This is a genomic window from Methylobacterium marchantiae, assembly GCF_042679825.1.
GTDB lineage: Bacteria > Pseudomonadota > Alphaproteobacteria > Rhizobiales > Beijerinckiaceae > Methylobacterium > Methylobacterium marchantiae.
In genome coordinates this window covers 36047-48659 of record NZ_JBHTND010000013.1, presented here as the reverse complement: position 1 = coordinate 48659, position 12613 = coordinate 36047, and the positions used below count along the sequence as shown (strand labels likewise).

Below are 12613 nucleotides of genomic sequence, written 5' to 3'. Positions count from 1 at the left end.
CACTTGGGTTGAAGCACGTAGGTGGTCTCACCACTCCCAGCCAGCTTGGCGATAGATACTGCGAAGCGTTCCTGTCGGAATTTCCGGCTCACCGGTATCGACCGTTACTCTTCCAGGCTTGCTCGGATGCTTGAACTGCACGTGATCTCCAGGCCCTTTCCGATCAATGTTCCACCCATCACCATAGAGGTCGGCGATGACGTCGCGCGTTCTTCGACTATGGCCCTTGGGTGGAGGCATGGAGCCGGTCCTTTGCCTAATCGTCTCCGATATACACACAATTACACAACAAATGGGATCATGCAAGGGTATCTACACAAGATTGCGCAATGACGGGTGCATCGTCGTCATCGGGCGCGATGCGCTCGAAGGCGCTGTCGGCATCGCAAGGGGATCGGCAAGCCGTGATGTCTCGGCGCTTGCGCGAAGGGCACGATGCGCTGCCGTGCAGGTGGGCTCCTCCTACGCGCACGAAGCCGTCGATCGAGCGCGACGGCCCTACGGCAGCTTCATCGAGCGCGGCGTCGGCGCCTGCTCGTTCATCAGCGTCACCGTCACGCGACGATTCGACGACAGATACGGGTTGTCCGGGAACAGTGGCTCGGTGTCGGCCTTGCCCGAGACCGAGGCGAAGCGGTCGTCGGACACGCCGGCATTGGCGAGGATCTCGCGCACGCTGATGGCGCGGCTGGCCGAGAGCTCCCAGGGCGGGGCAGGGGGCCGCGTGCCGGGCCGGTTGGTCGCGGTATAGCCGGTCACCGCGATGCGGTTCGGCATCTTGCGGATGACGGGGGCGAGCTTCTCCAGCAATCGCCGGGTCCGGTCGTTCGGGCGGCTCGACCCGTCCGGGAACATCGTGCTGCCGTCCTGGTCCACCAGGGAGACGTCGACGCCCTTCTGGGACGGCGAGATGATGATGTTCTTCGACAGTTCCGCAATTTCGGGCATGTCCTGCATCGCCTGGCGCAGGCTCGCCGCGGCCAGGCCGAACGCGTCCGGGTACCCGCTATCGGGGTTTCCGTCGGTTTCCGTCGCCTCGGCATTGGGCGGGTTCGGCCGGTCGGTGGCCTGCTCCGGCGGGATGTCGCGCCGGTTCTTGATGAAGCCCGGGGCGGGCAGACCGTCCTTCTCGATGATGCCGGAAAAGCGCGATTCGCGGTTGACGCCGAAGGCGTCGCGCATGGAGCCGGCCACCGCCTGCATCTTCTTCTGGTCCTGGGTGGAATAGGCCGCGATCATGACGAAGAAGCTCATCAGCAGGGCCATGAGATCGGCGAAGGTCACGAACCAACCGTGACCGCCATGGCCTCCGCGCTTCTTCCTTGCCACGGTCGCCTACCCTCCTGCCGTCAGGCCGCTTCCGCCGCGAGCTCGTCGCGATGGTTGTGCGGCAGGTAGGCGATCAGCATCTCGCGCACGAGGGACGAGCTCTTCGAATCGCGGATGAGGAGGATGCCGTCGATGATGAGCGAACGCGACACGTCCTCCTCCTCGAGCTTCACGTGCAGCTTGTCGGCCAGCGGCAGCGCGATCATGTTGGAGATCAGCGCGCCGTAGAGGGTGGCGAGCAGCGCGGTGGCCATGGCGGGGCCGAGCTTCGAGGGATCCGACATGTTGGCGAACATCGTCACCATGCCGAGGATGGTGCCGATCATGCCCCAGGCGGGGGCACAGTCGCCGAAGGCGCGGTAGATCTTCGAGCCCTCGTCGAGATGCATCAGGAAGTTGTCGCGGTCCCGCTCCATCGTGTCTCTAATGAACTCACGGTCGTAGCCGTCGGCGATGTAGCGGGCGCCCTGGGCCAGGAACGGGTCGGAAATCTCCATGCTCTCCAGCGCCATCGGGCCGGACTTGCGGACCACATCGGCGATCTTGGTGATCTCCTCGATGAGTTCGCGCGGCCGGATCGCCCGCATGGTGAAGGCGTAGCGCATGCCCATCGGCAGGCCGTGCATCATGGTCGCGAACGGGAAGCGGATCATCGTCGCAGCGGTGGAGCCGCCGAAGATGACGATGACCGCATGCTTGTCGAAGAAGGCGGCGAAGTTGCCGCCATCGATCATGATCAGGGTGAAGACGACCCCGAAGCCGCCGAGCAGCCCGATACCGGTTGCGAGATCCATGGTGAACCCTGGTCAGCCTCCCGGCACCACGGAATCGGCCCGTGCGGAAAGCGACCCGTCCAGCCTTAGGCAGACGCGCTAAACGAACCGTAAAGGATAACGGCCCGCCCGGCCCATTCCTGTCATTCGCCGTTCAGGGTGGCCTTGCGATAAGCCGATCACGCCAAAGGATTTATGGCCTCCCGAACACGGGGGACGATCCTGGGGCGAAGGGTCGAGGCGAAGGTTCCGGCAAAAGGAACCGCGCCGAAGTTGGCATCGGAGCACACGTCGTCATGCCGTTGGTTCGTCTCTATGCGCGTGTCATGGGCCTTCTCGGCGCCGATCGGCGTCTGGCGGTCCTGCTCGCTCTCGCGAATGTGGCCCTCGCGGTGGCGGCTTTCGCCGAGCCGCTCCTGATGGGTCGCATCATCGATCAGCTGACGCATCTCAAGAGCAACACCAACGCCTTCTCGACGCTGGCGCCGCTCATCGGCGCCTGGGTCGCGTTCGGCCTGTTCACCATCGCGGCCGGCGTCACCATCGCGCTGCACGCCGATCGGCTGGCCCACCGCAACCGCCTCTCCTCCATGGCGAACTATTTCGAGCACGTGCTCGAACTGCCCCTGGCCTTCCATTCCTCGAACCATTCCGGCCGCGTCCTCAAGGCAATGCTGGAAGGCTCGAACGGCATGTTCTGGCTGTGGCTCGGCTTCTTCCGCGACCATTTCGTCGCCTTCGTCTCGCTCATCGTGCTCCTGCCGATGACCCTGTTCGTGAACTGGCAGCTCGGCATGATCCTCGTGGTGCTGGTGACCCTGTTCACCGGGCTCACCACCTTCGTCATGCGCCGCACCGAGGCGCTCCAGGACAAGGTCGAGGCCTATCAGTCGGGCCTCGCCGCCCATGCCTCGGACGCGCTCGGCAACGTCGCGGTCATCCAGTCCTTCACCCGCGCCAAGGCCGAGAAGGAAGCGATGCACGGCATCATCCGCAACCTCCTCGCCGCCCAGATCCCGGTCCTGTCCTGGTGGGCGCTGGCCAACGTCGCCACCCGCGCCTCCGCCACCCTGACCATGACGGCGATCTTCATCACCGGCATCGCCCTGCAGCAGCACGGCCTGGCCTCGATCGGCGAAGTCGTGGCCTTCATGAGCCTCGCCACCATGCTGGTCGCCCGCCTGGAACAGGTCGCCTCCTGCATCAACGGCCTGTTCCAGCAGATGCCGAAGATCGCCGAGTATTTCGAGATCCTCGACACCACCCCGGCCGTGCACGACCGTCCCGGTGCCAAGCAGGTGGCCCGTTTCGAGGGCGAGGTCTCGTTCGATCAGGTCGGTTTCTCCTACACCCCGCGCCGCAAGGCGGTGGAGAGCGTGTCCTTCACGGCCGAGGCCGGGCAGACCATCGCCCTCGTCGGCACCACGGGTTCGGGCAAGTCGACCACGCTCGGCCTGCTGCACCGCGCCTTCGACCCCGATACCGGCGCGATCCGCATCGACGGCACCGACATCCGCGACATCGGTCTGTCCTCCCTGCGCCACAACATCGGCGTGGTCTTCCAGGAGCCGATGCTGTTCGCCCGCTCGATCCGCGAGAATCTTCAGGTCGGCCGTCCCGACGCCACCGATGCCGAAATGCTCGACGCCCTGGACCGCGCCCAGGCGACGGAGTTCATGGACCGCCAGTTCGACGGCCTCGACACGATCATCGGCGAGCGCGGCCGCTCGCTCTCCGGCGGCGAGCGTCAGCGCCTGTCGATCGCACGCGCCCTGCTCAAGAACCCGCCGGTGCTGATCCTCGACGAGGCGACCTCGGCGCTCGACGCCACCACCGAGCGCAAGCTCCAGGGCGCTCTCGAAGCGGTGATGGAAGGCCGCACCACCTTCGTCATCGCCCACCGCCTGGCGACGATCCGCAACGCCGACCGCATCCTCGTCTTCCACGAGGGCCGGATCGTCGAATCGGGGACCTTCGAGGAACTTGTGGCTGAGAACGGCCGCTTCGCCGACCTCGCCCGGGCCCAGTTCATGGCCGGCGCGGAGCCGTCCGAGCAGAACCTCGCTCTCGCAGCTTGAGATAAGAAAACCCTCCCCCCTCCGCGGGGGAGGGTGCCTGCGGAGCAGGCGGGAGAGGGAGCGACCTCTCCAGATAACGCGCACCCCTCATCCGACCCGCTTCGCGGGCCACCTTCTCCCACAGGGGGGAGAAGGAAAGTCCGTTGTCGTTCCACTATCGCAGCGGGTGGACGTCCTCGATCTCTTCCTCGGCCCAGACCCTGAACTTGGTCAGGACGTTCGAGCCGAACGTGTGGGTCAGTGGAACGTCCGCCGCATCGCGGCCGCGGGCGACGAGGATGCGGCCGCGGCGCGGGGCGTTGTTGCGCGGATCGAACACGTGCCAGGCGCCCCCGAGATAGACTTCGGTCCAGGCCGCGAAATCCCCCGGCGGATGCGGCTCGGGTTCGCCGATGAAGCTGAGATAGCCGGTGCAGTAGCGCGTCGGCATGTTGAGGCCGCGGCAGAAGGCGACGAACAGGTGGGCGAAGTCGCGGCAGACCCCGCGCCCCACGGCCAGAGCATCGGCGGCGGTGCGATCCACGTTGGAATAGCCGTAGCCGAAGCTGATATGGCCGTGCACCCAGTCGCAGACCGCCTGGGCGCGGCTCCAGCCCGCCGGTACGTCGCCGAACAGGCGCCACGCCTCGTTGGAGAGAAGATCGGATTCGCAGTAGCGGCTCGCCACCAGGAAGGGCAGGGCCTCCAGCGGCAGATCCTCGATCGGGTGCTGGATCGCGTCGGGCACCACAGGATCGAGCGCGCCGTCGTCGTCGAGCCAGCCTTCGACCGAGAGCGTCACCGCGCCCGCCGGCGCCACGAGGCGGCAGCAGCGGTTGCCGAAATCGTCGAGGAAGAGTTCGTTCTCGGTGCCCGGCGAGACCGTGAGCCGGTCGGGCTCGGCCTGATGGGCGAACCGGCTCGGATGCGCCGTCAATCGGGCGATCATCGGAGTCGGATACGCGAAGTCGTAGCCCATCTCGCAACCGAACCTGATGCGCATTACCCGTGAACCTCCGGCCGACCCTCGCGCCAACCCCGGCGCCCTAATGCCCGCGCGAGACCGTTCGGCATAGGCCGCGAAGGTCACAGATGGATGTCGGCATGCAGGGTGCGACCAACCTTCACTGCCGCCGCGCCTCGGCCTGCCTCGCCAGCATCCGGGCCTGGAGTCGCTGGCGCCGTGCTGCAATGACGGTGCCATTGACCTCGCCGCCGAACAGGAACATCGCGGCCAGCCAGTAGAGGAAGACGAGGAACACCATCGCCGTCGCCAGACCGCCATAGGTGGAAGCGTAGGCGTTGGAGAACCGGTCGAGATAGAAGCCGAATCCGAGGCCGGCGAGGAACCACAGGACCAGCGTCACCGCGACGCCGGGCAGCACCGACAGGATGGCCCGACGGCCCGCCGCCACGAATTTGTGGGCGATGACGAGGACCGTCGCGAGCAGGAAGGCGGTGATGCCGATTCGTCCGATGGCGACAGTGAGGCTCAGCGGTTCGAGCCCCGGCGCCACGTCGATGACCCGCCGCCAGATCAGCGGACCGAGCACCACCAGCAGCGCGAAGGCAAGCATGGCGAAGGCACCGCAGACGACGTAGCCGATCGATTCGAGCCGGGTCAGCCACCACGGCCTGATCTCGCGCAGGCCATAGGCGCGGTTGAGCCCTACCCTCAGGCTCTCGACGCCAGAGGACGAGAAGTAGAGGGCGAGCACGGCGCCGATCGTGAGCACGCCGCCGCGCTGCTCGGTGAGCACCCGGTGGACCTCGCCGGCGATGGGTTTCGCCACCTCCCGCGGCCACGCCTCGAAGATCAGCACCCCGGCCTCGTCGGCCAGCGACTTGGTGCCGAACAGGCCCGCGAGCGCCGCGAGCAGGATCAGGAACGGGAACAGCGAGGTCAGGATCGACAGGGCGATGTGGCTCGCGATCGCCCAGCCGTCATGGGCGACGAAGCGCTGGGCGGCGAGGCTGGCGATGCTGGCGCTGTTGCGAAGGCGGCTCACGGCGGGTCGGGCACTTCTCGTGTCTGTGGATCTCGACGATCCTCTTGTCTAAACGCGAGGCGGGCTGCCGGCGCAACGCCCAGGTCGGCCCCGCGCCGATGCATTGCTGTCCGTCCTCGCAGCGACTTGTGTTCGGTGGTTCGGTGTGGTGCCTGCGCCACCGTCATGCCAGCCGAACCGCCGACGCCCTCGATCCGCACCAAGCGCACCATGCCCGCCTCGGTCGTGTCGTCGGTCTTCGTCCTGATCTGGGCGTCGGGCTTCGTCGCGGCGCGCTTCGTGGCGCCCCATGCGGAGGCCTTCACCTTCGTGGCGATCCGTGTGGTCGGCGTCTCCCTCGTCCTCACGGCCATCGCCTTCGGCCTCGGGGCGCGATGGCCGCGCGGCGGGGCGGGATGGCGCGATGCCCTGGTCGCCGGCGTGCTGATGCAGGGCCTCTACGTCATCGGCGTGTTCTGGTCGGTGGAGCGCGGCCTGCCCTCCGGCATCGCGGCCCTGGTCGGCAGCCTTCAGCCGCTGCTCACCGCGGCGATGGCGCGGCCCTTCCTGGGAGAGATCGTGAGCCCGCGCCGCTGGCTCGGCATCGCCACGGGTTTCGCCGGCGCGCTCCTGGTCCTGGCTCCGAAAGTCGGCGCGGCGGACGCCTCCGGCATCCCGGCCCTTCCCCTCGTCGCCTGCCTCGGGGCCATGGTGGCGATGACCGTCGGCACACTGTGGCAGAAGAACCGTTCGGGGCAGGCCGATCTGCTTCCGAATGCGGCGATCCAGTTCGTCGGCGCCTCGCTCCTCGCCGTCCCGGCGGCCTTCCTGTTCGGGACCGGCCGCTTCGATGCCTCGATGCCGCTCTGGGGCGGGCTCGCCTGGTCGATCCTCGTGAATTCGGTGGCGGGCATCCTGCTCCTCCTCGCCCTCATCAAGCGTGGCGAGGTGGCCGGCGTCGCCTCCCTGCTCTTCCTGGTGCCGCCGGTCTCGGCGGCGATGGCCTATGGCCTGTTCGGCGAGGCGCTGGTCCCCTTGCAGATGGGCGGCATGGGATTGGCGGCGATCGGTGTCGCCATCGCCAGTCGGAGATGACTTTTTCTTTGAATCATCTCTCAATAAAATTCGACTGACCAGTTTCCCCGAAGGAAAGACGGGACTTTCGCTTCAAGAAATAATGAATTCAGGCGGGATATTGCCGCGCTGCGGCGAGACGCCTCTACAGACTCCGCAAACCTGCCTATAATGACGGCCAATCCACCTCCTGATTTGAGAGATCTGATCCATGTCCGCTTCCCCGGCCGTCTCCATCGAACCGCAGGATCTCCTGACCCTCGCTCAGAGCGCCGGTGAAGCCGCCAAGGCCCTCGTCGCCGAGGCCACCACCCGGGTTCGGGCCAAGGTCCTCTCCGCCGACGGCAAGATCTCGACCGAGAAGCTGGAGCTCGAACAGCACGCCACTCACGGGCTCGCCTGGCTCGCCACCTATGCCGAGGGCGTGCGCGAACTCGGCGCCTATGCGGCCCGCCTCACCGAGAGCGGAGAGTTCGGCGAGACCGAAGCGCTCCTCGTGAAGATCGGCATCGGCGAGTATCTCGACCAGATGTTCTCCGGCATCCCGATGAGCCAGGGCGAGATGGTGCGTGCCACCGGCTCGCTCGGTCTTTCCGCCCGCGAGGTCGCGAAGTTCCGGACCGACACCGTCGAGGCGATGATCGCGGAAGGCAACACCGCGGCGAACCGCGCCGCGCTCGTCGCCCGCATCCGCGACAACGGCGGCTCGGCCACCATCGGCAAGTCCGGCCTCGACGAGGACATGGAGGCCATCCGCTCCGAGATGCGCCGCTTCGGCCTCGCCGAGGTCGTGCCGCACGCCCATGAGTGGCACAGCCAGAACGCCTACATCCCGATGGAGATCGTCACCAAGATGGCCGAGCTCGGCGTCTTCGGCCTGACCATCCCCGAGGAATACGGCGGCATGGGCCTGCCGAAGATCTCCATGTGCGTCGTCTCCGAGGAATTGTCCCGCGCCTATATCGGCGTCGGCTCGCTCGGCACCCGCTCGGAGATCGCCGCCGAGTTGATCCTGTGCGGCGGCACCGAGGAGCAGAAGCACCGCTTCCTGCCGGGCATCGCGTCGGGCGACACGCTCCCCACCGCCGTCTTCACCGAGCCGAACACCGGCTCGGACCTCGCGAGCCTGCGTACCAAGGCGGTGAAGGACGGCGATGTCTGGAAGATCTCGGGCAACAAGACCTGGATCACGCACCCCGTGCGCGCCGACATCATGACCTGCCTTGTGCGCACCAAGCCCGAGGAAAAGGGCCACAGGGGCCTGTCGCTCCTCATCGCCGAGAAGCCGCGCGGCACCGATGCGGAGCCGTTCCCGGTGGAGGGCCTGTCGGGCGGCGAGATCCACGTGCTCGGCTATCGCGGCATGAAGGAATACGAGCTCGCCTTCGACAATTTCGAGGTGCCGGCCGCCAACCTGCTGGGCGAGGTCGAGGGCAAGGGCTTCACCCAGCTCATGCAGACCTTCGAATCCGCCCGCATCCAGACGGCGGCCCGCGCCATCGGCGTGGCGCAGAACGCCCTCGACCTCGGCCTGCGCTACGCCGAGGACCGGGTGCAGTTCGGCAAGGCCCTGATCAACTTCCCCCGCGTCGCCGACAAGATCGCCATGATGGCGGTGGAGATCAACATCGCCCGCCAGCTCACCTATTTCTCGGCCCGCGAGAAGGACGAGGGCAAGCGCTGCGATCTCGAGGCCGGCATGGCCAAGCTCCTCGGCGCCCGCGTGGCCTGGGCGGCGGCGGACAACGCCCTGCAGATCCATGGCGGCAACGGCTTCGCCCTGGAATACGCCGTCAGCCGCGTGCTCTGCGACGCGCGCATCCTCTCGATCTTCGAAGGCGCCGCCGAGATCCAGGCCCAGGTCATCGCCCGCCGCCTGCTCGAGACCGCCTGACGCCCGACACCGCCTGCCGGAGATGACATCCGGCGGGCGGTGTGAGGGTTACGAACAGGGCATCGTCCCTCCAATCCTCCCCTCATCCTGAGGCGGCGTAGCGCAGCGAAGCCCTCGAAGGAGGCCTCCAGTTCGCGCACCGGGTCCTGGAGGCCTCCTTCGAGGCCACTTCGCGGCACCTCAGGAAGAGGTCGCTGTCGGGACGAATGCTTTCAGATGACGACAAAAACAGCGGGGTCGAACCGGATGAGCGTCCGGTTCGACCCCGCTGTTTTTGTGTCCGGACGGAGCGCCCTCCGCCGACCCGTGTGAGGTCATGCGGAGGAATCGTCTTACTCCGCAGGCGCGTGATGACCAGACGGGACGCCCCCGTCGATGGTACCGGTCTCGGACTTCTCCGCGACGGGCTTCACGCGGAACAGGCGCATCACGAAGACGAAGAAGACCGGCACGAACAGGACCGCGAGGATGGTCGCCGAGATCATGCCGCCGAGCACGCCGGTGCCGATCGCCTGCTGGCTCTTCGAGGCGGCGCCGGAGGCGATGGCCAGCGGCACCACGCCGAAGATGAAGGCCAGCGAGGTCATCACGATCGGCCGGAAGCGCAGGGTCGACGCCTCGATCGTCGCGTCCACCAGGGACTTGCCCGGCTTCCACAGGTCCTTGGCGAATTCCACGATCAGGATCGCGTTCTTGGCCGAGAGACCGATGATCGTGATCAGGCCGATCTTGAAATAGACGTCGTTGGGCAGGCCGCGCAGATAGACCGCCGCCACCGAGCCGATGACGCCGAGCGGGATCACCAGCAGCACCGAGAACGGGATCGACCAGCTCTCGTAGAGGGCCGCGAGACACAGGAACACGATCAGGATCGACAGGGCGAGCAGCAGCGATGCCTGGCTTCCCGCCTGCTTCTCCTGCAGCGACTGGCCGGTCCAGACGTAGCCGAAGCCCTTGGGCAGCTGCTGCATCAGGCGCTCCATCTCGGCGATGGTGTCGCCGGAGGTGTAGCCCGGCGCCGGCTCGCCGGTGATGCGCACCGACTGGTAGCCGTTGAAGCCGATGATCTGCGCCGGTCCGACACTCCATTTCAGGTCGGCGAAGGACGACATCGGCACCATGGTGCCCTGGCTGTTCTTGACGCCGTAATTCAGGAGGTCGGCCGCCTTCAGACGCTGGCTGTCCTCGGCCTGCACGATGACACGCTGCATCTTGCCCCGGTTCGGGAAGTCGTTGGTGTAGACCGAACCGAGATTGACCTGGATCGTGTTGTTGATCTCTTCGAAATCGACGCCGAGCGCCGCGGCCTTCTCGCGGTCGATGACCAGCTCGGCCTGGGGCGCCGGCGGCAGACCCTCGACATAGACCTTCTGCAGGATCGGGCTTTTCTTGGCGAGGGAGAGCAGCTGCTCCTGCGCCGCCATCAGGGCCGAGTAGCCTTTCTGGGCGCGGTCCTGCAGGCGGAAGCTGAAGCCCGAGGCGTTGCCGAGATTGTCGATGGGCGGCGGCTCGAGCGCCTGGATCACCGCGTCCTTGTAGGTGGAGAGCGCCTTGTTGGTCCCCTCCACGAGGGCGGCCGCGGAGTTGGCGGCATCGCGCTCGCCCCAGGGCTTCAGGGTCACGAAGGCCTGGCTCGTCACCTGGCCCTGGCCGGAGAACGAGAAGCCGTTGACGATCGTCACCGTGGCGACGCCGGGCTGCGCCAGGAGATGCTCCTCCACCGCCTTCACCGCCTTGAGCGTGCGGTTGAACGAAGAGCCCGGCGGGGTCTGGATGTCGACGGTGAAGAAGCCCTGATCCTCCACCGGGAGGAAGCCCTCCGGCATCCGCACGAAGGCGAAGCCGAGGCCGATGACGAGGGCGAGGTAGATCATCATCACCCGGCCGGACCGCTTGATCATCCCCGCGACGCCGCGCCCGTAGCGCGCGGTCTCGCGGTCGACGACCCGGTTGAACCAGCCGAACACGCCGCCCTTGGAATGGCCGTGCCCCTTCTCGATGGGCTTGAGCAGGGTCGCGCAGAGGGCCGGCGTCAGCGTCAGGGCGAGGAGCGCCGAGAAGCCGATCGACGTCACCATGGCGATGGAGAACTGGCGGTAGATGATGCCGACGGAGCCCGGGAAGAACGCCATCGGGATGAACACCGCGATCAGCACCAGGGTGATGCCGATGATGGCACCGGTGATCTGGTTCATCGCCTTGCGGGTCGCCTCCTTCGGAGACAGACCTTCCTCGTTCATGATGCGCTCGACGTTCTCCACCACGACGATGGCGTCGTCGACGAGGATGCCGATGGCGAGCACCATGCCGAACATGGTCAGCACGTTCACCGAGAAGCCGGCGAGCAGCATCACCGTGCAGGTGCCCATCAGGGCGATCGGCACGACGATGGTCGGGATCAGCGTGTAGCGGATGTTCTGGAGGAAGAGGAACATCACCACGAAGACGAGGATGACGGCCTCGACCAGCGTCATCAGCACCTTCTTGATCGAGGCCTCGACGGCGGGCGTGATGTCGTAGGGGATGTCCCACTGCACGTTCGAGGGGAAGAACTGCGACAGCTCCTCCATCTTGGCGCGGATCGCGGAGGCGGTCTCGAGGGCGTTGCCGTCCGGCGCCAGGGTCACGGAGATGCCGGCGGCCTCGCCGCCGTTCAGGCGGGTGGTGAACTTGTAATCTTCGCCGCCGAGTTCGATCCGGGCGATGTCACGCAGGCGCACGTTCGACCCATCCGGGTTGGCGCGCAGGACGATGGCGCCGAACTCCTCGGGGGCCGTCATCTGGCCCTTCACGATGATGGGGAAGTTGACGGTGTTGGAGGCCGGGCTCGGCATCGCGCCCACCGCGCCGGAGGCGATCTGGACGTTCTGGTTGGTGATCGCCTTCGACACGTCGGAGGCGTTGAGGGAGAGGCCGCGCAGCTTGTCGGAATCGATCCAGATGCGGAGGCTGCGCTCGGTGGAATAGAGCGTCGCGCGGCCGACGCCGGGGATGCGGCGGATCTCGTTGATGACGTTGCGGATGAGGAAGTCGCCGAGCGCGATCTCGTCCATCGACTTGTCGGGCGAGATCAGCGTGATGATGTTCAGCGTCGCCGCGGAGGCTTCCTCCACCAGGGTCCCCTGCTGGCGGACTTCGGCGGGGAGGCGGGCCTCGACGCGCTTCAGGCGGTTCTGCACCTCGACGCCGGCGAGGCTCGAATCGGTGCCGGGCTGGAACTGGGCCGTGATCTCGACGACACCGAACGCGTCGCTGGCGGATTCGAAGCTCAGGATGTTGGCGGCACCGTTGAGCTCGTCCTCGATGAGGCGCGTGGTGCCGGTATAGAGATTCTCCACCGAGGCGCCGGGATAGGCCGTCGAGAGGGCGATGGAGGGCGGCGCGATGACCGGATACTGCGCCACCGGCAGGCTCGGGATCGACAGGATCCCGCCCAGGCAGATGAACAGCGCGACGACCCAGGCGAAGATCGGGCGATCGATGAAGAAACGGGCCATG

The 12613-nt window shown here is 66.7% G+C and carries 9 protein-coding genes; 3 read left to right on the top strand and 6 right to left on the bottom strand.

Features of this window, described 5'->3' with window-relative positions; genetic code table 11:
• Positions 1-27: 27 nt before the first annotated feature.
• From ACFQ4G_RS11170 to ACFQ4G_RS11160, 3 genes are all read right to left on the bottom strand, one after another.
• Entirely contained in the window at positions 28-240 is a 213-nt protein-coding gene (locus ACFQ4G_RS11170; RefSeq protein ID WP_238206299.1) for a type II toxin-antitoxin system HicA family toxin, read from the bottom strand.
• A 258-nt stretch (positions 241-498) separates the two neighbouring features.
• Positions 499-1329, bottom strand: a complete 831-nt coding sequence (locus tag ACFQ4G_RS11165) for an OmpA/MotB family protein (RefSeq protein WP_238206297.1) — start codon at positions 1327-1329, stop codon at positions 499-501.
• A 20-nt stretch (positions 1330-1349) separates the two neighbouring features.
• Positions 1350-2123 carry a motility protein A gene (locus ACFQ4G_RS11160; RefSeq protein WP_238206295.1) on the bottom strand — a complete coding sequence of 258 codons (774 nt, stop codon included), beginning with the start codon at positions 2121-2123 and terminating at the stop codon, positions 1350-1352.
• 275 nt (positions 2124-2398) lie between these two features.
• Here ACFQ4G_RS11160 and ACFQ4G_RS11155 point away from each other — a divergent pair, with 275 nt between their 5' ends.
• Entirely contained in the window at positions 2399-4180 is a 1782-nt protein-coding gene (locus ACFQ4G_RS11155) for a glucan ABC transporter ATP-binding protein/ permease (protein WP_238206293.1), read from the top strand.
• A gap of 154 nt (positions 4181-4334) precedes the next feature.
• Here ACFQ4G_RS11155 and ACFQ4G_RS11150 read toward each other — a convergent pair whose 3' ends face one another.
• Both ACFQ4G_RS11150 and ACFQ4G_RS11145 read right to left on the bottom strand, forming a co-directional pair.
• Complete coding sequence (locus ACFQ4G_RS11150; protein ID WP_238206291.1) at positions 4335-5162, bottom strand: transglutaminase-like domain-containing protein; 828 nt, start codon at positions 5160-5162, stop codon at positions 4335-4337.
• 121 nt (positions 5163-5283) lie between these two features.
• Positions 5284-6168, bottom strand: a complete 885-nt coding sequence (locus ACFQ4G_RS11145) for a YihY/virulence factor BrkB family protein (protein WP_238206289.1) — start codon at positions 6166-6168, stop codon at positions 5284-5286.
• A gap of 210 nt (positions 6169-6378) precedes the next feature.
• On the opposite strand from ACFQ4G_RS11145, the gene ACFQ4G_RS11140 reads away from it, so the two are divergent.
• Positions 6379-7242: a DMT family transporter gene (locus ACFQ4G_RS11140; RefSeq protein ID WP_238206414.1), complete on the top strand. Its 864-nt coding sequence runs from the start codon at positions 6379-6381 to the stop codon at positions 7240-7242.
• 190 nt (positions 7243-7432) lie between these two features.
• A complete protein-coding gene (locus tag ACFQ4G_RS11135; RefSeq protein ID WP_238206287.1) occupies positions 7433-9115 on the top strand; it encodes an acyl-CoA dehydrogenase family protein in 1683 nt (560 codons plus the stop codon).
• A gap of 332 nt (positions 9116-9447) precedes the next feature.
• Here the strand turns inward: ACFQ4G_RS11135 and ACFQ4G_RS11130 are convergent, their stop codons facing one another.
• On the bottom strand, positions 9448-12612 hold the full coding sequence (locus tag ACFQ4G_RS11130; RefSeq protein ID WP_238207722.1) for a multidrug efflux RND transporter permease subunit: 3165 nt from the start codon (positions 12610-12612) through the stop codon (positions 9448-9450).
• Between the last annotated feature and the right edge of the window lies 1 nt (position 12613).